19 protein-coding genes are annotated in these 19880 nt (G+C 57.3%); 10 read left to right on the forward strand and 9 right to left on the reverse strand.

What is annotated here, in order from left to right; all coding sequences use genetic code 11:
* Nucleotides 1-6 precede the first annotated feature (6 nt).
* Nucleotides 7-1461 carry a xylulokinase gene (gene xylB / locus V6942_RS08100; protein ID WP_333501077.1) on the forward strand — a complete coding sequence of 485 codons (1455 nt, stop codon included), beginning with the start codon at nucleotides 7-9 and terminating at the stop codon, nucleotides 1459-1461.
* 140 nt (nucleotides 1462-1601) lie between these two features.
* Complete coding sequence (locus V6942_RS08105; RefSeq protein ID WP_333501078.1) at nucleotides 1602-1943, forward strand: hypothetical protein; 342 nt, start codon at nucleotides 1602-1604, stop codon at nucleotides 1941-1943.
* Here the strand turns inward: V6942_RS08105 and V6942_RS08110 are convergent.
* Nucleotides 1936-2931, reverse strand: coding sequence for an acyltransferase (locus tag V6942_RS08110; RefSeq protein WP_182929832.1), 996 nt, complete (start codon nucleotides 2929-2931; stop codon nucleotides 1936-1938). The two genes, V6942_RS08105 and V6942_RS08110, sit on opposite strands and share 8 nt — an antisense overlap.
* A 170-nt stretch (nucleotides 2932-3101) precedes the next feature.
* Between V6942_RS08110 and V6942_RS08115 the strand changes: the two genes are divergently transcribed.
* From V6942_RS08115 to V6942_RS08145, 7 genes are all read left to right on the forward strand, one after another.
* Nucleotides 3102-3407 carry a YsaB family lipoprotein gene (locus tag V6942_RS08115; RefSeq protein WP_106925185.1) on the forward strand — a complete coding sequence of 102 codons (306 nt, stop codon included), beginning with the start codon at nucleotides 3102-3104 and terminating at the stop codon, nucleotides 3405-3407.
* Nucleotides 3408-3545: 138 nt separating this feature from the next.
* Complete coding sequence (glyQ, locus tag V6942_RS08120) at nucleotides 3546-4457, forward strand: glycine--tRNA ligase subunit alpha (RefSeq protein ID WP_004126458.1); 912 nt, start codon at nucleotides 3546-3548, stop codon at nucleotides 4455-4457.
* 9 nt (nucleotides 4458-4466) lie between these two features.
* Nucleotides 4467-6536, forward strand: coding sequence for a glycine--tRNA ligase subunit beta (gene glyS / locus V6942_RS08125; protein WP_333501079.1), 2070 nt, complete (start codon nucleotides 4467-4469; stop codon nucleotides 6534-6536).
* A 153-nt stretch (nucleotides 6537-6689) separates the two neighbouring features.
* The gene (locus V6942_RS08130) at nucleotides 6690-7010 is read left to right on the forward strand and encodes a metalloregulator ArsR/SmtB family transcription factor (RefSeq protein ID WP_182929840.1); all 321 of its coding nucleotides are present in this window, start codon (nucleotides 6690-6692) and stop codon (nucleotides 7008-7010) included.
* A gap of 47 nt (nucleotides 7011-7057) precedes the next feature.
* Complete coding sequence (locus V6942_RS08135; protein WP_333501080.1) at nucleotides 7058-8347, forward strand: arsenic transporter; 1290 nt, start codon at nucleotides 7058-7060, stop codon at nucleotides 8345-8347.
* Nucleotides 8348-8358: 11 nt separating this feature from the next.
* Entirely contained in the window at nucleotides 8359-8787 is a 429-nt protein-coding gene (gene arsC / locus V6942_RS08140) for a glutaredoxin-dependent arsenate reductase (protein ID WP_182929842.1), read from the forward strand.
* Between the two features lie 290 nt (nucleotides 8788-9077).
* Nucleotides 9078-10697 carry an ABC-F family ATP-binding cassette domain-containing protein gene (locus V6942_RS08145; protein WP_333501081.1) on the forward strand — a complete coding sequence of 540 codons (1620 nt, stop codon included), beginning with the start codon at nucleotides 9078-9080 and terminating at the stop codon, nucleotides 10695-10697.
* 53 nt (nucleotides 10698-10750) lie between these two features.
* On the opposite strand, the gene cspE is transcribed toward V6942_RS08145, so the two are convergent.
* Complete coding sequence (gene cspE / locus V6942_RS08150) at nucleotides 10751-10963, reverse strand: RNA chaperone/antiterminator CspA (protein WP_035893107.1); 213 nt, start codon at nucleotides 10961-10963, stop codon at nucleotides 10751-10753.
* Nucleotides 10964-11305: 342 nt separating this feature from the next.
* The gene (locus V6942_RS08155; RefSeq protein ID WP_182929844.1) at nucleotides 11306-12679 is read right to left on the reverse strand and encodes an MFS transporter; all 1374 of its coding nucleotides are present in this window, start codon (nucleotides 12677-12679) and stop codon (nucleotides 11306-11308) included.
* Between the two features lie 418 nt (nucleotides 12680-13097).
* Between V6942_RS08155 and V6942_RS08160 the strand changes: the two genes are divergently transcribed.
* Entirely contained in the window at nucleotides 13098-13808 is a 711-nt protein-coding gene (locus V6942_RS08160) for a DUF3053 domain-containing protein (RefSeq protein WP_106925007.1), read from the forward strand.
* A gap of 39 nt (nucleotides 13809-13847) precedes the next feature.
* Here V6942_RS08160 and ghrB read toward each other — a convergent pair whose 3' ends face one another.
* The 6 genes from ghrB to V6942_RS08190 all read right to left on the reverse strand — a co-directional run bounded on the left by ghrB (nucleotide 13848) and on the right by V6942_RS08190 (nucleotide 19763).
* Nucleotides 13848-14822, reverse strand: coding sequence for a glyoxylate/hydroxypyruvate reductase GhrB (ghrB, locus tag V6942_RS08165; protein ID WP_106925008.1), 975 nt, complete (start codon nucleotides 14820-14822; stop codon nucleotides 13848-13850).
* 23 nt (nucleotides 14823-14845) lie between these two features.
* A complete protein-coding gene (locus V6942_RS08170; RefSeq protein ID WP_333501082.1) occupies nucleotides 14846-16126 on the reverse strand; it encodes an MFS transporter in 1281 nt (426 codons plus the stop codon).
* 72 nt (nucleotides 16127-16198) lie between these two features.
* Complete coding sequence (locus V6942_RS08175; RefSeq protein ID WP_106925010.1) at nucleotides 16199-17137, reverse strand: sugar kinase; 939 nt, start codon at nucleotides 17135-17137, stop codon at nucleotides 16199-16201.
* A 3-nt stretch (nucleotides 17138-17140) separates the two neighbouring features.
* Nucleotides 17141-17890, reverse strand: a complete 750-nt coding sequence (locus V6942_RS08180; protein WP_106925011.1) for a sugar phosphate isomerase/epimerase family protein — start codon at nucleotides 17888-17890, stop codon at nucleotides 17141-17143.
* Between the two features lie 100 nt (nucleotides 17891-17990).
* Nucleotides 17991-19007 carry a LacI family DNA-binding transcriptional regulator gene (locus V6942_RS08185; protein ID WP_106925012.1) on the reverse strand — a complete coding sequence of 339 codons (1017 nt, stop codon included), beginning with the start codon at nucleotides 19005-19007 and terminating at the stop codon, nucleotides 17991-17993.
* A 93-nt stretch (nucleotides 19008-19100) separates the two neighbouring features.
* Nucleotides 19101-19763, reverse strand: a complete 663-nt coding sequence (locus V6942_RS08190) for an OmpA family lipoprotein (RefSeq protein ID WP_106925013.1) — start codon at nucleotides 19761-19763, stop codon at nucleotides 19101-19103.
* Nucleotides 19764-19880 lie beyond the last annotated feature (117 nt).

Raw genomic sequence — 19880 nt, forward strand, 5'->3', positions numbered from 1 at the left:
GTTGCGATGTATATCGGCATAGATCTCGGAACGTCTGGCGTAAAGGCAATTTTGCTTGATGAGCAGGGCCGCGTGCTGGCCTCGCAAACGGAAAAACTGACGGTTTCTCGTCCGCACCCGCTGTGGTCGGAACAAGATCCAGAGCACTGGTGGCAGGCGACGGATCGCGCCATGAAAGGGCTCGGCCAGCAGCATAGCTTGCAGGGCGTGAAGGCCCTGGGCATTGCCGGGCAGATGCACGGCGCCACGCTGTTGGACAAGCAGCAGCGTGTGCTGCGCCCGGCAATTTTGTGGAACGATGGCCGCTGTGCTGAAGAGTGCCAACGGCTGGAGGCGCAGGTGCCCACTTCGCGTCAGATTACCGGCAACCTGATGATGCCGGGCTTTACCGCGCCGAAACTGCTGTGGGTGCAGCGCCATGAAGCGGAGACATTCCGTCAGGTCGATAAAGTCCTGCTGCCAAAAGATTATCTGCGTCTGCGGATGACCGGCGATTTCGCCAGCGATATGTCAGACGCGGCGGGTACGATGTGGATGGACGTGGCGAAGCGCGACTGGAGCGACGAGATGCTCGCCGCCTGTCAGCTGACGCGCGATAACATGCCCGCCTTGTTTGAGGGCTGCGAGGTGACCGGACAACTGCTGGCGTCGGTCGCCAGCGCCTGGAATATGCCGACGGTGCCGGTGGTGGCCGGCGGCGGCGATAATGCAGCTGGCGCGGTAGGCGTTGGGATGGCGGATGCAGGCCAGGCAATGCTGTCGCTGGGCACCTCCGGCGTCTATTTTGCCGTCAGCGAAGGGTTTCTCAGCAAGCCGGAGAGCGCGGTGCATAGCTTCTGTCACGCGTTACCGGGGCGTTGGCACCTGATGTCGGTGATGCTCAGCGCGGCATCCTGCCTGGACTGGGCGGCGAAACTCACCGGGCTGGGAACGGTGCCTGCATTGATCGCGGCGGCGGAAAGCGCCAACGCCAGCGCCGAACCGGTCTGGTTCCTGCCTTATCTTTCTGGTGAACGCACGCCGCACAATAACCCGCAGGCGAAGGGCGTGTTCTTTGGCCTGACCCATCAGCATGGCCCGGCCGAGCTGGCGCGCGCGGTACTGGAAGGCGTTGGTTTTGCGCTGGCTGACGGTATGGACGTCGTGCATGCCTGCGGCGTTGAGCCTGACCGCATTACGCTTATCGGTGGCGGCGCGCGCAGCGCCTACTGGCGACAAATGCTGGCGGATATCTGCGGTAAGCCGCTTGATTATCGAACCGGCGGTGACGTTGGCCCGGCGCTGGGCGCCGCGCGTCTGGCACAGCTGGCCGTTCACCGCGATCGCCCCTATGCCGATCTGCTGCCGCAGCTGGCGTTGGAGCAGGAGCATCGCCCGAATGCCGAACGTTTCACGCAATATGCGCCGCAGCGCGAGACATTCCGCCAGATTTATCAGCACTTACTGCCGCTCATGTCCTGACGTTATCCCGCATCCGCGCCGGCCAGGTGTGGATGCGGCCCACCTTGATGTATTCCGAAACTGCCGCTTTTGCCGTGTTGCCTTGATGTTAAAAACTGGCGGCAGGGGATAATGGCGGTGTTGATATAAGGAGATGCATCATGCGAACTATCTTTACATCGCCTCGCCTGGCCCTGAACGGTGGCATTCTGTTATATCTGGCTTGTCTCTGGCGCGGCTGCCCGCAGCTGGACGATCGGGCCTATTTCCTGGCGATGCTGATCCTCGGGGTTTTTGCCGTTGTGGCCCACCGGCAAGCCGCGCAAGCGCGCTTTGCTGCGTTGTGCCGGATGCTGCTGCTGCTCGCCTGTGGGCTGCTGCTGGTCGGCGTCTGGAATATGCCGCTGGCGCTGATACACAAAGCGCCGATCGTGACGGCATGGTTTGCCTGTATGTACGGCGCGGCGATGTGGCCGCAGCCGAATCTGCCGTCACCTAGCTGACCAGTCTGCGTCTATCAGCGCGCTGTAGCGCCATCGAGAGCAGCAGGCTTGTGACCAGCGTGAGCGTAAATACCCATAGAATATCCAGCGCTGGCCAGCTTTTGAGATCGAGATTCCAGGCGCGCAGCAGGTAAATGATAAAGGCGTGAAAACCGTAAATACCTAAAGAATGGCGGGAAATAAGCGCCAGACCCGGCAATACGCGATGATTCAGCGTGTTTTTAACCACCACGAACAGCGCCGTCGCGCAGATAAAGACCATTGGGCCACAGTACACGTACCAGGTGTCACCAAAGTTGCCGCGCCACTGTAGCTCGTGCAGCGTACCGCGAGAAATTATCCATGCGCCCGCGGCAAACAGCAGCCCACAGATCCACGTCAGGCTTTTTCGGTTCGTTTCCATCATACCCAGCGCCCGGCCCAGCAGGCCGTAAAGCACGTAATAGAACGTGTCGCCGTTGATATACAGATTCACCGGTAGCCAGGTTGCGCCGTCAGCCTTCAGCGGCGGCATATTCGGGTTTGCGACAATCCCCAGAACGACCATCAGCGCCAGCAGCATTTTGCCGCTAACGGCTTTCACACCAATCAGCGGTGACACCAGATAAATGACGATGATGGCGAAGAAGAACCACAGATGATAGAACGCCGGTTTTTGCAGCAGGTTCCTCAGCGAAGCTTCGACGTTGATAGGGGTAAAGGCGGTAATAAATAACAGGGCGATAGCGCTGTAAAACAGCAGGCACAGCGCAATACGCAGAAAATGGCGCGGCTGCGCGCTGCGTGGGCCAAAAAAAAGGTAGCCGGATATCATAAAAAAGAGCGGAACGCTGACGCGAGAGGCGGAGTTCAGGACGTTAGCGAAATCCCAACTGAGCGGGCTGATGTCGTGCGGATGGGTAATAAACCAGGTGGTGGTGTGGATCATCACCACCATCAGGCAGGCAATGCCGCGTAAGTTATCAATCCAGCTAATTTTTTCTTGCATCAGATGCCCTATTTTCCGCTATATATAAATCAGACCCGCCGCTTCTGGCGCTATTTCACTGGATAATTCTGAGTTTTGCACCCTGCACTTGTGGCGCTGCGGAGAGATTCGCACAATGCGGTGGTGTGAAAGGGTACAGCCAAAATAACAGCCCGGTAAGATAAATAATGATGATGATGAAGTCTCTCCCTCTTGTGCTGGCGTTTATTCTGCTGGCAGGGTGTTCGTCGGTCGAGCCGCCGGTGGCCCAAAAAACACAGAGTGCAAAAATCAATCCTGCGCGTTCGCTCACTATGGAGCAACTCTGCAAGGACAACGCCGCGGCGCGCTATAATACGGCGGCGCAGAAAATTGACGTGACCGGGTTTGAACGTTTTCAGGGCAGCTATGAGCTGCGTGGCTACACGGCGCGCAATGAAAGCTTTGTCTGCTCCTTTGATGCAGACGGCGGCTTTTTACACCTGTCAATGCGCTAAAACAGGCCCCGGATCGGCAAAATCCGGCCTGTTTTTCCCAATTTTCCCTAAACAACCCCGTTTCATACTGTATATCTCGCAGCCAGCGGGTATACTGACTCCTTCCTTTAAATCCACACGTATCCAGCACGAAATCATATGCAAAAGTTTGATACCAGGACCTTCCAGGGCCTGATCCTGACCTTACAGGATTACTGGGCTCGTCAGGGCTGCACCATTGTTCAACCACTGGACATGGAAGTTGGCGCGGGCACCTCTCACCCAATGACCTGCCTGCGTGCGTTGGGGCCGGAGCCGATGGCGACCGCCTACGTGCAGCCGTCCCGCCGTCCAACCGACGGTCGCTATGGCGAAAACCCGAACCGTTTACAGCACTACTATCAGTTCCAGGTCGTGATTAAACCGTCTCCGGATAACATCCAGGAGCTGTACCTCGGGTCTCTGAAAGAGCTGGGTATGGATCCGACCATCCACGACATTCGCTTCGTGGAAGACAACTGGGAGAACCCGACGCTGGGTGCCTGGGGTCTGGGTTGGGAAGTGTGGCTGAACGGTATGGAAGTGACGCAGTTCACCTACTTCCAGCAGGTCGGCGGCCTTGAGTGCAAGCCGGTCACCGGTGAAATCACCTATGGTCTGGAACGTCTGGCCATGTACATTCAGGGCGTAGACAGCGTTTACGACCTGGTCTGGAGCGACGGCCCGCTGGGTAAAACCACCTACGGCGACGTGTTCCATCAGAATGAAGTGGAGCAATCCACCTACAACTTCGAATACGCAGACGTCGACTTCCTGTTCTCCTGCTTCGAGCAGTATGAGAAAGAAGCCCAGCAGCTGCTGGCGCTGGAAAACCCGCTGCCGCTGCCTGCCTACGAGCGTATTCTTAAGGCTGCCCATAGCTTTAACCTGCTGGATGCGCGTAAAGCCATCTCCGTCACCGAGCGTCAGCGCTACATCCTGCGCATTCGCACCCTGACCAAAGCAGTGGCAGAAGCTTACTACGCTTCCCGTGAAGCCCTTGGCTTCCCGATGTGCAACAAGAATAAATAAGAGGCGGCCATGTCTGAGAATACTTTTCTGGTGGAAATCGGCACTGAAGAGCTGCCACCAAAAGCGCTGCGCAACCTGGCGGAATTTTTCGCGGCAAACGTGACCGCAGAGCTCGATAACGCGGGCCTCGCGCACGGTAAAGTTGAATGGTTTGCTGCCCCGCGCCGTCTGGCGCTGAAAGTGGCAAATCTCGCGGCCGCGCAGGCGGATCGTGAAGTTGAAAAACGCGGCCCGGCGATTGCCCAGGCGTTCGACGCCGAAGGCAAACCGAGCAAAGCGGCTGAGGGTTGGGCGCGCGGCTGCGGTATCACCGTCGATCAGGCCGAACGTCTGACCACTGACAAAGGCGAATGGCTGCTGTATCGCGCACACGTGAAGGGCGAAAGCACCGAAGCGCTGCTGCCGAACATGATTGCCAACTCGCTTTCTAAGCTGCCGATCCCGAAACTGATGCGCTGGGGCGCGAACGACGTGCACTTTGTGCGTCCGGTTCACACCGTAACCCTGCTGCTGGGTGAGAAAGTCGTTCCTGCGACCATCCTTGGCATTCAGTCTGACCGCGTGATTCGCGGCCATCGCTTTATGGGCGAGCCGGAGTTCACTATCGACAATGCCGATCAGTACCCGCAGATTCTGCTGGAACGCGGCATGGTGGTGGCTGACTACGAAGCGCGTAAGGCCAAAATTAAAGCCGATGCGGAAGAAGCAGCGCGTAAGATTGGCGGCATTGCCGATCTGAGCGAAAGCCTGCTGGAAGAAGTCACCTCGCTGGTTGAATGGCCGGTGGTACTGACTGCGAAGTTTGAAGAGAAATTCCTTGCGGTGCCGGCGGAAGCGCTGGTGTACACCATGAAGGGCGACCAGAAGTACTTCCCGGTTTACGACAACGCGGGCAAGCTGCTGCCGAACTTTATCTTCGTGGCCAACATCGAATCGAAAGATCCGACCCAGATCATCTCCGGTAACGAGAAAGTGGTTCGCCCACGTCTGGCCGACGCCGAGTTCTTCTTCAATACCGACCGTAAAAAACGTCTGGAAGATCACCTGCCACGTCTGCAAACCGTGCTGTTCCAGCAACAGCTGGGCACGCTGCGCGACAAAACTGACCGTATTCAGGCGCTGGCGGGCTGGATTGCCGGTCAGATTGGCGCTGATGTGAACCACGCAACCCGCGCTGGCCTGCTGTCTAAGTGCGACCTGATGACCAACATGGTCTTCGAGTTCACCGACACTCAGGGCGTGATGGGGATGCACTACGCGCGCCATGATGGCGAAGCGGAAGATGTTGCGGTCGCGCTGAACGAGCAGTATCAGCCGCGCTTTGCCGGTGACGATCTGCCGTCTAACCCGGTAGCGTGCGCGCTGGCGATTGCCGATAAGATGGACACCCTGGCGGGTATCTTTGGTATCGGCCAACATCCGAAAGGCGATAAAGACCCGTTCGCGCTGCGTCGTGCCGCGCTGGGCGTGCTGCGTATCATCGTTGAGAAGAACCTGAACCTGGATCTGCAAACGCTGACCGAAGAAGCGGTGCGTCTGTACGGCGACAAGCTGACCAACGCGAAAGTGGTGGATGACGTTATCGACTTCATGCTCGGCCGTTTCCGCGCGTGGTATCAGGATGAAGGTTACACCGTCGATACCATCCAGGCGGTGCTGGCGCGCCGTCCGACGCGTCCGGCAGACTTCGATGCCCGTATGAAAGCGGTGTCCCACTTCCGTACCCTGGAAGAAGCGTCTGCGCTGGCAGCGGCTAACAAGCGCGTGTCTAACATCCTGGCGAAATCTGACGAAACGCTGAACGATATTGTTCATGCTTCCGTGCTGAAAGAAGCGGCAGAAATTAAGCTGGCGGGCAACCTCGTCGTTCTGCGCGATAAGCTGCAGCCGTACTTCGCCGAAGGTCGCTATCAGGATGCGCTGATCGAACTGGCCTCGCTGCGCGAGCCGGTGGATGAGTTCTTCGAGAACGTCATGGTGAACGCAGAAGATAAAGACGTGCGTATCAACCGTCTGACTCTGCTGTCGAAACTGCGCGAGCTGTTCCTGCAGGTAGCAGATATTTCCCTGCTGCAGTAAGCGAAACGCGGTAAATAAAAGACCTGCCCTCGGGCAGGTTTTTTTTATGGTGCAGAGGTATACCCGGTCCTTTTTTGTGTTCGCAAATAGACACTTTTGTAATTAACATATCTGTATTAACATATATATGTGGTGACGATAACGGAGTCAGCTATGCTACAACCGGTTCAACTTTTCAAAATCCTGGCGGATGAAACCCGTCTTGCGATCCTTATGCAACTGAGAGAGTCGGGCGAGCTGTGCGTTTGTGATATCTGCGGTGCCACCTCGGAATCACAGCCGAAAATTTCCCGGCATATGGCGATTTTACGCGGGGCTGGGTTAGTTATGGACCGTCGGGACGGAAAATGGGTTTATTACCGATTGTCTCCGCATATGCCTGCCTGGGCGGCAGACGTCATCTCAACCGCCTGGCAGTGCCTGCGTGAAGACGTACGTAAACGACGGGTGACGTCGGATTGTTCTTCCTGCTAAGGCTGAATAGTACATATATATATAACCATATGTGAATGGGGTGTGAAATGTTGTTGGCAGGGAGTCTGTTTCTACTGACGCTGGTGCTGGTCATCTGGCAGCCAAAAGGGCTGAGTATTGGCTGGAGCGCAAGCATTGGGGCGGTCCTCGCGCTGGCGACGGGCGTGATTCATATCGATGATATTCCCGTTGTCTGGAACATTGTGTGGAACGCTACGGCGACATTTATTGCCGTCATCATGATCAGCCTGTTGCTCGATGAGTGCGGTTTCTTTGAATGGGCCGCGCTGCACGTCTCGCGCTGGGGTAAGGGGCGCGGGCGTTTGTTGTTTACCTGGATAGTCTTACTCGGCGCGGCCGTCGCGGCGCTGTTTGCGAACGACGGCGCGGCGCTGATTCTGACGCCTATCGTGATTGCCATGCTGCTTGCACTAGGCTTCAGCCAGGGTACGACGCTGGCTTTTGTGATGGCCGCGGGGTTCATTGCGGATACGGCCAGCCTGCCGCTGATCGTCTCTAACCTGGTGAATATCGTCTCGGCTGATTTCTTTGGCCTGGGTTTCACCCGGTACGCTTCCGTGATGGTGCCCGTGGATATCGCGGCGATTGTTGCCACGCTGGGGATGCTGCATTGGTTCTTCCGCCGGGACATCCCCAGGACCTACGACGTTGCTTTGCTGAAGACGCCGGCCAGCGCGATTAAAGATCCCGCGACGTTTAAGATGGGCTGGGTGGTGCTGCTGTGTCTGCTCGCTGGGTTCTTTATTCTGGAACCGATGGGGATTCCCATCAGCGCAATTGCCGCCGTAGGCGCCGCGGCGTTGTTTATCGTCGCGAAGCGCGGCCACGCGATTAATACCGGAAAGGTATTGCGTGGGGCGCCGTGGCAGATTGTCATTTTCTCGCTCGGCATGTATCTGGTGGTTTATGGGCTGCGTAATGCGGGGCTTACGGAGTGGCTGTCTGGGGTGCTGAACGTACTGGCCGAGCATGGCCTATGGGCCGCCACGCTGGGAACCGGCTTTATTACGGCATTTCTGTCGTCAATGATGAACAATATGCCGACGGTGTTGATTGGTGCGCTGTCGATTGATGGCAGCGCCGCGACCGGCGTCATCAAAGAAGCCATGGTCTATGCCAACGTTATTGGCTGCGATCTGGGGCCGAAGATTACCCCGATTGGCAGCCTGGCTACGCTGCTGTGGCTGCACGTACTGGCGCAGAAAAACATGAAGATTACCTGGGGATATTACTTCCGTACGGGCATCATCATGACGCTGCCGGTGCTCTTTGTCACCCTGGTCGCACTGGCGCTGCGGCTCTCCGTCACTTTGTAATGAGATACTGTATGAGCATGATTACTGTCTATCATAACCCCGCCTGCGGCACGTCGCGGAATACGCTGGAGATGATCCGCAACAGCGGCAATGAGCCGAAGATTGTTTATTATCTCGACACGCCGCCCTCCCGCGATGAGTTGGTTAAGCTGATTGCCGATATGGGGATAACGGTACGCGCGCTGCTGCGCCAGAATGTGGAACCCTATGAACAACTCGGCCTGGCTGAAGATCGGTTTACCGATGAACAATTGATCGGTTATATGCTTGAACATCCGATCCTGATCAACCGCCCGATTGTCGTGACGCCGCTGGGCACCCGACTGTGCCGCCCTTCTGAGGTTGTGCTGGAGATCTTACCTGAGCCGCAGCAGGGCGCGTTCACCAAAGAAGATGGTGAACAGGTGGTCGATGAATCGGGAAAAAGAGTGAAACCCTGATTCGCTTTACCCGGGCAGCATCTTGCTAAAAAGAACCTGCTATCAACGGGTTGCTTCATCAAGCCCGCGCTTGTCAGGCCTTGTCGCTTTGAGGCCTGGCGTTGCGCCAGGCATAAAATGCGTAAAAAATAGCCTTGAAATACGCCCAACAATGCGTTTATGCTTTGCCGCGACGAACCCCTCGTCTTACTGAGGCACACTGAAAATGGACAAACACACCTGCTGAATTCGAATCCTTGCTGGGCGCTTGCCGCACGCAGGGGAACTATTGATTTCATTCAGGAGTGCTTATGGCCCATTGTGCGCTATCCCCCGCTTTTATTTTGCATCAGGTCACCTGTCAGTTTGCGACGGGCGATACCCTTTTTGGCCCACTGAACGTCTCGCTGGCCCCCTCGCAGTGCGGTCTTGTCGGACGTAACGGCGTGGGTAAAACCCGCCTGCTACGCCTGCTGGCGGGGAAAGACCGTCCTTCTTCTGGTCATATTGAACCACTTTCCTCCTGTGCGTATGTGGCGCAGCAGCATGCGGTGTCCGCAGAGATGACGCTGGCAATGTTGCTTGGCTATGAGGCGATTTTTTCCGCTTTACAGCGTCTCGCTGCAGGCCACGCGCTGGCTGATGATATTGAATGCCTGGACGGTTATTGGGAACTGCCTGAGCGATTAAACGCAGCGTTTCTGGCCGCAGGGCTGGGTGAGTTTGACCCCGCGCGGCCAGCGCTTTCTCTGAGCGGCGGAGAACGGGGGAAAGCGTTGCTCTGTGCCGCGTTTGCCTCCGATGCGGCGTATTTGCTGCTGGATGAGCCGACTAACCATCTTGATAGCGGCGGGCGCGAATGGCTTTATCGGCAGCTGGAAAGCTGGCGAGGCGGGGCGCTGATTGCCAGCCACGATCGCGAGCTGCTCGGGCGGATGCCGCGCATTCTCGAGCTGACCCCCTCAGCGCTACGTAGCTACGGTGGCAGCTATGCGGATTATCAGCAGCAGCGCGATGCCGAACAGTCCGCGGCACGGGCCGCGCTCTGCCATGCTGCAACTGAACGACGCCGCGTCCGGGCGCGGATGCAAAAGGAACATGACGATTGTCAGCGGCGCTCGGCTAAAACATTAAGGACCGTCGATAGCCTGAACATCGCCTCTTTTGAGCGTGTGAAGTACAAAGGCGCGGCGCGCGAGCGGCCAGGGACGCTGCTCACTCAGCACCGGGAGCAAAACGCGACGCTAAATCATGCGGTAGCACAGGCGCGGGAACGCGTGGAAGAAGATGTGCCCATCCTGTTTACCTTGCCAGAAAGCCGTATCGCGGCGGGCAAGCAGATATGGGTGGCTGAGCAGCTGTGTTTAGCGCATTCGTCGGCGTTCCCGCTCACCTTGCGGTTGGATGGCCCGATGCGAGTGGCGCTGCGCGGCCCGAATGGCTGCGGCAAAACGACGCTGCTGAAAACGCTGATGGGCATTGAATCACCGCTCTGCGGTGAATGCCGATTGTCGGTCAGCGCGGCCTGGCTCGATCAACATCTTACGCAGCTGGATTTATCGCAATCGGTGATGGGGCATTTGAGGGCAGGCGATTCGCCGTTAGTGGAGGGGGAGCTGCGTACCCGCCTGGCCCAGCTTCGGCTCGACGCCGATAAGGTCAATCTACCGCTGGCGGCATTGAGCGGCGGTGAACGCTTAAAAGCCGCGCTGGCCTGCGTGCTGTGGCGTCGGGAACCGGCACAACTGTTATTGCTGGACGAGCCGACCAACCATCTCGATCTGGCATCTGTTCAGGCAATTGAAGCGGCGCTAGTCGGATTTCCCGGCGCGATGCTGGTGGTGTCGCACGATGAGGCGTTTTTACAGGCGTTGAAGTTGACGCATAGTCTGACGTGGCAGGAGAACGGCTGGATTTTTAAGGCGTTATAAATAAAAAAATCCCCGCCGTAAGGCAGGGATTTCGAATTTTTAGCGGCGTGAACTTACAGAGAAGTTACGTTGCCAGCTGCCGGGCCTTTAGCGCCGTTTTCGATGGTGAAGGAAACTTTCTGACCTTCGTCCAGGGATTTGTAGCCATCGTTCTGGATAGCAGAGAAGTGTACGAACACGTCTTTAGAACCATCGTCAGGAGTGATGAAGCCGAAGCCTTTGTCAGCGTTGAACCATTTTACGATACCAGTCATTTTACCGGACATAGAAATTACCTTTAAAAATTAATTGAGCCTTACGGCGATATGGCATGCTTTACAGAATTTAAAGCGTAAAGGAAATGTCGCTACGAGGGGTACCAATGGATAACCTTGAAGGGAACTGCTTTACTCAACTGCTTTGTGGTCTGTATGTCAAACCGTGGAATCATTAACGCATACTTCCGGGCTCAAAAGCAAACGTTATCTGTGCCCATCCGGCTATGCAACGGGTGCGCTTACGGTGGTAATTTTGTTTAATATAATGATATATAAATAAAATTTAAGGAAATCTCTGCTTTGTAAAAAAGCGTCATAGCGCCCCGGCAGCGGGCCTGCCGGGGCGTGGCATTACACTTTTTGTGCCGCTTTTGGCAGCGACGACGGGCCGCTGGCACCCTGAAGCGGCTGCCGTTTACTCGCCGCGTGCTTGATCATCAGCGCAATAGCTGACAGCACGGCAGGAATAGCCAGCAGCGCGAAAATGGTCTTAAAGGAGAGCTCGGCCTGCATCAGGAAAGCGCCGCTGAAGGCGCCGAGAATCCCGCCGAAGCGACCCAGGCCCAGCATCCAGGCAACGCCGGTGGCGCGCCCTTGAGTCGGGTAAAAACCGGCGGCCAACGCCGGCATGGACGACTGTGCGCCGTTCATGATGGTGCCGGCGATAAACACCATTACGCCCATTAATACCAGACTGCTGGTTGAGAAGCCCACCAGGCAGACAAAGACGCCGGTCAGCAAATAGCCCACCGCCACCACTTTATTCGGGTTAATTTTGTCCATCAGCGCGCCGAGCACCAGTACGCCAATGCCGCCGCCCAGCGGGAAGAGGGCGGTAATAACCGAAGCCTGGCTCAACGTTGCGCCGGTTTCGCGAATCAACAGCGGCAGCCAGCTGGTCAGCAGATAGAAGATCAGCAGGCCCATAAAGTAGGTCAGGCACAGCATAATGGTGCCCACCAGATAGCGTGGCGAGAAGATGACGCCCAGCGCCGACTGCTCTTTGACCTGACCCGTTTCCTGCAATACAAAGTGCGTGTTATCCGGCAGAGGGGCAATGTGGCGTAAAATCCGCGCAATCTGTTGCTGAGATTTGTTCTTCACCGCCAGATAGCGAGCGGACTCCGGCAGCAGGAAGATCAGCGCCACGGCCAGCGCCAGCGGCATCACGCCGCCAAGAATCAGCACGCTTTGCCAGCCGTAGTGCGGAATCAGCCATGCTGAAACAAAGCCGCCCATTGATGAACCGATGGGGAACCCGACGAACATCAGGTTCACCAGCAGCGCGCGGCGGCGCTCCGGAGCATATTCACTCATCAGCGTGGCGGCGTTCGGCATCGCGGCGCCGAGCCCCAGGCCCGTTAAGAAGCGCAGGACGGTCAGCTGCGTCAGCGATGTGGCGAAGGCTGTGATCAGGCTGAAGCCGCCAAAGACCAGAATTGACAGGACCAGCACCTTTTTACGGCCAATGCGGTCGGCCATTGGGCCTGCGGTTAATGCGCCCACGGCAAGGCCGACCAGCGCGGCACTCATCACGGGGCCGAGATCGGATTTTTGTACCCCCCATTCCTGGATCAAATCGGAGGCGATAAAACCAATAATGGCGGTATCAAATCCATCCATAGCGACGGTCACAAAGCACAGCACCAGAATCATCCACTGGTACTTTGAGAAGGGATGGCGGTTGATAAAAGCCTGAATATCCGTTGTTGTCTGTGTTGTCATGCGGTAATTCCTGCTAAGCGAGGCGAGAGAGCGGGATTTATCCTCTTGTCTCTCTCACGGGTATTGAGGTTTTGGGCGATTATCGAACGTATTGTCGTTAATCGTTCATTAAATCAAATCATTTAGCGGGCCTTCCCACAACGTGCCGCCGGGCGGAAGTGTGCGATTATCGTTCGCTCCGTTTTTGTTGCCGCGATGATTTAGCTAAAAAAAGATGAATATCATTACGTTAGTTCCTCTTTTCTTGCATGATTGCATTGCGATAAATGTGATGGATGCAACACCTTGTTAACATTTCAACGGAAGCGCGGCAGAACGTATGAAAAAGGTATCTTGCGGCGCGGCTCTGGACTATCCTTGTCAGCGTTAGGCACGCGTGTGCCGGTTTGCGCTTTTTTTTGGCTGAAGGAGTAAGAAAATGGCGACAGGAAAGTCCTGCTCTCGCTGGTTTGCGCCTGTTGCGGCGTTATTGATGGTTGTTAGCCTGAGTGGGTGTTTTGATAAGGAAGGCGATCAGCGTAAAGCATTCGTCGATTTCCTGCAGAATACGGTAATGCGCGGCGGTGAACGCCTGCCAACGCTGACGGCTGACCAGAAAAAACAGTTCGGGCCGTTTGTTTCCGACTACGCCGTCATTTATGGCTATTCACAGCAGGTGAGCCAGGCAATGGACGCGGGTCTGCGTCCGGTGGTGGATAGCGTTAACGCCATTCGCGTACCGCAGGATTACATGACCCAGCGCGAGCCGCTGCGTCAGGCAAATGGTTCGCTGGGCGTACTGAGCCAGCAGCTGCAAAATGCCAAAATGCAGGCAGATGCTGCGCACGCCGCGCTGAAGCAGGCAGACGATCTGAAGCCGGTCTTCGACCAGGTTTACAGCAAAGTGGTTACCGGCCCGGCCGACGCGCTGCAGCCGCTGATCCCTGCCGCGCAGGTGTTCACACAGCAGCTGGTGCAGGTGGGCGATTTTGTGGCTCAGCAAGGCACTCAGGTGAGCTTTGTGGCCAACGGCATTCAGTTCCCGACCTCACAGCAGGCAAGCCAGTACAATGCGCTGATTGGCCCGCTGGCCGCACAGCATCAGGCCTTTAGCCAGGCGTGGACGGCGGCGGTTAACGCGACCAAATAAGCCATAATGGCAGCCCGGCACCCGCCGGGCTGTTTTGTTTTATCCCGCAACCTGCGGATTCACGCAGTTCTTCTCTACCTTCCCTTGCAGCGCATCAATCAGGTTATCCACCGCACAGGCCGCCATGTTGTAGCGGGTTTCATGCGTCGCGGACCCGATATGCGGCAGCGCAACAACGTTCGGCAGCTTCAACAGCGGGGAGCTGGCAGGCAGCGGCTCCTGCTCGAAGACATCCAGCCCTGCGGCATGAATGTCACCGTTACGCAGCGCGGAGATAAGCGCTTTCTCGTCCACCACCGGGCCGCGGCCGGCGTTGATAAAGATGGCTGAAGACTTCATGCGCGCAAACTGCTCGGCGCCGAACAGGTGGTACGTTTCGTCGGTCAGCGGCAGGATCAGGCAGACAAAATCCGCTTCATCCAGCAGCGTGTTCAGGTCGCAGTAGCGGGCGTTAAACCGCTCTTCCGCCTGCTCGTGACGGCGGCGCGCGTTGTAGAGAATCGGCATGTTGAAACCAAAGTGGGCGCGCTGGGCGAGCGCCATGCCGATGCGGCCCATGCCGATAATACCCAGCGTTTTATGATGCACGTCGGTGCCAAACCAGTCCGGACCGATGCTTTTGGTCCACTCGCCGGCCTTCACGCGCTCCGCCACTTCAACCACGCGGCGGGCGGTACTGAGCACCAGCGCCATGAGCGTATCGGCCACGGTTTCCGTCAGCACCGTCGGCGTGTGCATCAGCAGCACCCGGCGAGCGTTCAGGGCCTCGACGTCAAAGTTATCGTAACCCACGGAGATGGTGGACGTTGCGCGAAGCTTGGGCATTTTCTCCAGCAAGGCGGTATTGACGGCTTCGCTAGAGCCCAGCAAACCTTCCGCGTTGGCGAAAGCCTCCGCATGCTGCGCGACCGTTTCCGGGCGCAGGTTCGGTACCTGGGTGACCGTAAAATGTTCTGCCAGGCGATGCTGTAAATCGTCAGGTAGCGCTTTATAGAGAATAATAGACGGCTTCATGCGAATCTCCGTAAGTTAAAAGTTTAAGCGTGGCGTGCGCCAACGGGCAGCGGCTGATGATTAGCAGGCTTAACAATAAGAGTTAGCCATACTGAGGCGAAAAGCGCCACCCCCATAAAAATGTATGATGCAGACGGGCTGCCGGTGGCACCGTTGAGATAGCCAACGAACCAGGAACCGAAGAACGAGCCCAGCGCCCCCATGCTGTTGATTAGCGCCATCGCGCCCCCCGCGACGTTGCGCGGCAGCATCTCCGGAATGATGGCGAAGAACGGGCCATACGGGGCGTACATGGCCGCGCCAGCGATCACCAGCAGGCTATAAGAGATCCAGAAATGGTCTGCGCCAACGGCCCAGGAGCCAATAAACGCAAAGCCAGCGATCAGCAGCAGCGGCCAGACGAACAGTCGACGATTTTGCAGTTTGTCGGATGCCCAGGACACCAGAATCATCGCTATCGTCGCGGCGAGGTAAGGTACGGAAGAGAGCCAGCCGACCTCAACCATACCCAGGTTTGCGCCGCCGCTGCGGATGATTGACGGCAGCCACAGTACAAAACCATATACGCCGATGCTCCAGGCAAAGTACTGCATGCAAAGCAGAACCACGTTGCGTGAGCGGAAGGCTTCACCGTAGTTGCGTACCGCTTTAATACCCTGTTGTTCTTGTTCCAGCTGGGCCTGCAGTGCCGCTTTTTCCGATGCGTTCAGCCAGCCGACCTGCGATGGTTTGTCTTTGACCAGCCCCCACCAGCAGAAGGCCCAGATAATGGCCGGGAAGCCCTCGATAATAAACATCTCGCGCCAGCCGAGCGCCTGAATCAGATAGCCTGACACCACCGACATCCACAGTACGGTGACGGGGTTCCCGAGGATCAGGAAGGTGTTGGCCCGCGAACGTTCGGATTTGGTAAACCAGTTGCTGATGTAAATCAGCATTGCGGGCATAACGGCGGCTTCCACGACGCCCAGAACAAAGCGAATCGCCGCCAGCGCCGGAATGTTGGTCACCATGCCGGTGAGCGAAGCGCAAACGCCCCATAAAATCAGGCAGGTAAAGATCAGTTTGCGTACGCTGCGGCGTTCGGCATAGATAGCGCCGGGGATTTGAAAGAAGAAGTAGCCGAGGAAGAAGAGGGCGCCCAGCAGGGAAGAGATCCCTTTGGTGATGCCGAGATCTTCGGTAATTCCGGCTGCGGAGGCGAAACTGAAGTTCGCGCGGTCAAGGTACGCCAGGCTGTACGTGATAAACACGATCGGCATGATGTACCACCAACGTTTTGCTGCGTTTGTTGAGCTGTTCATAGGCCTGCCTCTATTGTCGCTTCGCCGCCGCTGCATGTAGGGTACAGGGGGGGCTGTTATCGTAACGTGACGTTATTCGCCTAACGCTTCACGGGTGGGTAAACCTTCGCTGTCGCCCTGAACCTGAATCGCCAGTGCGCCAATTTTGTTGCCGCGAGCCACGGCCTGATGCAGCGTGCGCCCCTCGAGCAACGCGCTGACCACGCCAACGGCAAAACCATCGCCAGCGCCAACGGTGTCAACCACGTTGTCGACTTTGACGGGGGCTACGTGACCCTGCTCGCCGTCGACGGTTTTATACCAGGCTCCGTCGGCGCCGGTTTTAATGGCGACGGCCTTCACGCCGCGGTGGAGATAGAAATCGGCAATACCTTCCGGGGTTTGTTTCCCGGTCAGGATCATGCCCTCTTTCAATCCCGGTAGAACCCAGTCGGCCTGGAAGGCCAGCTGGTTGAGTTTTTCGACCATCTCTGCTTCGCTCTTCCATAGCACCGGGCGCAGATTTGGGTCGAAGGAGAGGGTCTTACCCTGAGCCTTCATCGTGCGCGCAGCGTGGTCGAGCAGCGTATAGGAACTGGCGGAAAGGGCCGCCGCCACGCCGCTAAGGTGCAGATGGCGAGCGCTGGCGAAGTAGGTTTCGTTGTAGTCCTCAACCGACAGGTAGCTTGCCGCCGAGCCTTTACGGAAATACTCTACAATGGGATCGGTTCCATTTTCGACTTTGGATTTTAGCTGAAAGCCGGTTGCGTGCTGTCTGTCGACGGTCACGGCGCAGGCATCAATGCCTTCTTTACGCAGACTATTGAGTACAAAGCGGCCAAAACTGTCGTTGCCCACGCGGCTGACCCAGCCTACCTTCAACCCAAGGCGCGCCAGCCCGGTGGCGACGTTAAGTTCGGCCCCGGCAACGCGCTTAATAAACTGTTCAATGTCCTCTAAATCGCCGGTCTGCCTGGCGACAAACATGGCCATCGCTTCGCCGATGGTGATGACATCCAGAGAAGGGTTCATCGCTTACTCCTTACGTAACAATTCAACATAGCGGCGCGTCACGGCGGTCAGATTGTCCCCTTCCAGCGGGAACTCAATACCGCGCGGCACGTCGATGGGTAACTGATTCAGTAACGCCAGCCAGCGGGCATCGGCGGTATCGGGCGGTACGGCCCGGTAGCTGTCGCGGTGCGCGATCGCGGCCTTGACGTGGATATAGCCGACTGACGGCGCCAGCTGTTCAGCGGCGGCTTCCGGGGAATCGCCGACCCACAGCCAGTTACCCATATCAAACGTGAGCTGCACTGGCAGCTTCTGGGTGTGGCAAGCGGCGCTAAAGCGCTGCATTGGCGGCAGCCGTCCGCAGGGGGTTTGATCGTTTTCTACCACCAGTTTCATGCCGCTGCTCTCCAGCCAGTCGCGCAGCGTGCTGAGCTGCCATGTGTGGCTAAAGTGGCCGAGCGATACTTTCAGCCACTGTGCGCGCAGCGTTGTGGCTTCGCGCAGTAATTCCGGAAGCTGGGGGTTGAGCGTACCGTCGGTCATAAACAGCGCTTCGGGCGCGGAATAGCAGGCGGTCAGGTTGGATGAGGCGATGGCGGCGGCCAGGGCTGGGAGTGATTGAAGCTCGGCGGAGGTCAACAGTTCGCGACGGATTTCAACGCCGTCGGCCCCGGCATCGGCGATGACCGGCAGCATTGCCCCTTGTCCACCGGCCGCGCGGACGGCGTCATGGCCATACGCGGCGGTCACCACCATAATTTTTCTTTGCATAGGTACTCCGAATTTAACGCTATGTCTAATACGCTAAATGGAATCGGTTCCAAAGAAAATCATGCTGTGTTGAATTTATGATCTCTATCACGAAGGAAGATTAACGTGCAGTCGATCCGCGAACGATCAGTTCACCGGAAAAAACCTGCTCATGAATAGCATCTGCGCCACCTTCAATGCGGCGCACGACCTGTTCGACGGCGGCATAGCCTATTTGCCAGGTGGGCTGCTTGAGGGTGGTAATGCCGACGCCCGCCAGCTCTGCCCACTCCAGCTCATCAAACCCCAGCAGGCCGATATCGCTGCCCCAGTTCAGGCCGATGCGTTTTAGCGAGCGGGCCACCTGAAGCGTGAGCGCGCCGTTGGCGGATATCACGGCTTTACGCATGCCGCGGTGCTGCTGGTGGAACTGACGCAGGGTGTTATCCAACTGTGCGTTCTCGGCAAGCGGCACTTCGGCGTTTTCTGCCACGACGCCTGGGTAGCGGGCCAGCGTTGCCCGGAAGGCGCTGAGTCGTTCGCGGCGGGTATTGACGGTGCCCAGCGGTTCGCTGAGAAACAGCAGGGCTTCAAAGCCTTGCTCAATCAGATGCTCAGTGGCGGTTGTGGCGGCCTGGGCGTTATCCAGCCCGACGACGTCGCAGGCAAAATCAGGAATTTTACGGTCGATAAGCACCATGGGCAGTGCGGACTGTTGCAGGCGCTGTAGCCCTTCTTCCCGCATGCCGACGGCATTCACGACGATCCCCTCGACCTGGTAGCTGCGCAGCAGATCAAGATAATGCAGCTCCTGGTTAACCTCGTTATTGGTATTACACACCAGCGGGGTGAATCCCTTTTCACGGCAGGCGGCTTCAATACCGCTGAGCACGTTGACGGAATAAGGGTTGGTAATGTCGGCGATAATCAGGCCAATCAGGCGGGTGCGGCCGCGCTTCAGGCTGCGAGCCATCAGGCTGGGGCGATAGTCGAGCTCGGCAATCGCCGCTTCAATACGTGCCAGCAGCGCGTCGGAAAGCAGGTGCTTTTCGCCATTGAGGTAGCGGGAAATGCTGGTTTTGCCGGTTTTCGCGGCTTTCGCCACATCGCTGATGGTAGGTCGCGCTGATTTTGCCATGAGTGTTCTCTCGCCTGAAAGTGACAACACCTTAGCGCGAAAATCTGGCTAATCAAGCATTTTGCCGAGCGGCATGGCCGCCCGGCAATGGCATTACTGCATCGGGCTTAGGGTAATTTCCACGCGACGGTTCTGCGCTTTACCCTCTTCGGTACTGTTGCTGGCGATAGGGTTCGCCGGGCCCATACCGGAGGTGCGTACGCGTGTAGCGGCTACGCCCTGGGTAATCAGCGAGCTGGCCACCGAATCGGCGCGCTGCTGAGACAGCTTCATGTTGAGCTGCTGGCTGCCGGTGCTGTCGGTATAGCCGATGACGTTGACCGCCGTTTTCTCGTACTCTTTCAGCACCATCGCCACGCCAACCAGCGTGTTGGCACCCGCCGGTTTCAGGGTGGCGGAAGCGCTGTCGAAGGTGACGTTGTTCGGCATATTCAGCACGATATTGTCACCGTTACGGGTGACGCTGACGCCGGTCCCCTGCATTTTTTCGCGTAGCTTCGCTTCCTGCACGTCCATGTAGTAACCCACGCCGCCGCCGAGCGCAGCGCCTGCTGCCGCGCCAATCAGTGCGCCTTTACCGCGATCTTTCTTCGACGACGAAAGGGCGCCGACGCCTGCGCCGACCAGTGAACCAATGCCCGCGCCGATGCCGGATTTACCCGCTTCGCGCTCGCCGGTGTAAGGGTTGGTGGTACAGCCTGAGATTGCCAGCGCGCCGCTGACGATGGCAGCAATCGCAAATACACGTTTTTTCATCTTAATTCCTTAATGACGTTCTTATTTTTCGCCACAGCGACCGTGGCGCGTCATTATGACGTGCGAAACAGACGAAAATTCTTGGGAACTCTCTGAAATTTGTAAGTAACATTGAAC

The organism is Kluyvera genomosp. 2 (assembly GCF_036759865.1).
GTDB lineage: Bacteria > Pseudomonadota > Gammaproteobacteria > Enterobacterales > Enterobacteriaceae > Kluyvera > Kluyvera ascorbata_B.

What these genes read in the sequence shown, in the direction of transcription:
- V6942_RS08155 (WP_182929844.1), bottom strand. Translation starts at nt 12,679, where the DNA reads ATGACAACACAGACAACAACGGATATTCAGGCTTTTATCAACCGCCAT.
- V6942_RS08105 (WP_333501078.1), top strand. Translation starts at nt 1,602, where the DNA reads ATGCGAACTATCTTTACATCGCCTCGCCTGGCCCTGAACGGTGGCATT.
- V6942_RS08135 (WP_333501080.1), top strand. Translation starts at nt 7,058, where the DNA reads ATGTTGTTGGCAGGGAGTCTGTTTCTACTGACGCTGGTGCTGGTCATC.
- V6942_RS08130 (WP_182929840.1), top strand. Translation starts at nt 6,690, where the DNA reads ATGCTACAACCGGTTCAACTTTTCAAAATCCTGGCGGATGAAACCCGT.
- cspE (WP_035893107.1), bottom strand. Translation starts at nt 10,963, where the DNA reads ATGTCCGGTAAAATGACTGGTATCGTAAAATGGTTCAACGCTGACAAA.
- V6942_RS08145 (WP_333501081.1), top strand. Translation starts at nt 9,078, where the DNA reads ATGGCCCATTGTGCGCTATCCCCCGCTTTTATTTTGCATCAGGTCACC.
- glyQ (WP_004126458.1), top strand. Translation starts at nt 3,546, where the DNA reads ATGCAAAAGTTTGATACCAGGACCTTCCAGGGCCTGATCCTGACCTTA.
- V6942_RS08190 (WP_106925013.1), bottom strand. Translation starts at nt 19,763, where the DNA reads ATGAAAAAACGTGTATTTGCGATTGCTGCCATCGTCAGCGGCGCGCTG.
- V6942_RS08175 (WP_106925010.1), bottom strand. Translation starts at nt 17,137, where the DNA reads ATGAACCCTTCTCTGGATGTCATCACCATCGGCGAAGCGATGGCCATG.
- V6942_RS08185 (WP_106925012.1), bottom strand. Translation starts at nt 19,007, where the DNA reads ATGGCAAAATCAGCGCGACCTACCATCAGCGATGTGGCGAAAGCCGCG.
- xylB (WP_333501077.1), top strand. Translation starts at nt 7, where the DNA reads ATGTATATCGGCATAGATCTCGGAACGTCTGGCGTAAAGGCAATTTTG.
- V6942_RS08110 (WP_182929832.1), bottom strand. Translation starts at nt 2,931, where the DNA reads ATGCAAGAAAAAATTAGCTGGATTGATAACTTACGCGGCATTGCCTGC.
- glyS (WP_333501079.1), top strand. Translation starts at nt 4,467, where the DNA reads ATGTCTGAGAATACTTTTCTGGTGGAAATCGGCACTGAAGAGCTGCCA.
- V6942_RS08170 (WP_333501082.1), bottom strand. Translation starts at nt 16,126, where the DNA reads ATGAACAGCTCAACAAACGCAGCAAAACGTTGGTGGTACATCATGCCG.
- V6942_RS08180 (WP_106925011.1), bottom strand. Translation starts at nt 17,890, where the DNA reads ATGCAAAGAAAAATTATGGTGGTGACCGCCGCGTATGGCCATGACGCC.
- arsC (WP_182929842.1), top strand. Translation starts at nt 8,359, where the DNA reads ATGAGCATGATTACTGTCTATCATAACCCCGCCTGCGGCACGTCGCGG.
- ghrB (WP_106925008.1), bottom strand. Translation starts at nt 14,822, where the DNA reads ATGAAGCCGTCTATTATTCTCTATAAAGCGCTACCTGACGATTTACAG.
- V6942_RS08115 (WP_106925185.1), top strand. Translation starts at nt 3,102, where the DNA reads ATGATGATGAAGTCTCTCCCTCTTGTGCTGGCGTTTATTCTGCTGGCA.
- V6942_RS08160 (WP_106925007.1), top strand. Translation starts at nt 13,098, where the DNA reads ATGGCGACAGGAAAGTCCTGCTCTCGCTGGTTTGCGCCTGTTGCGGCG.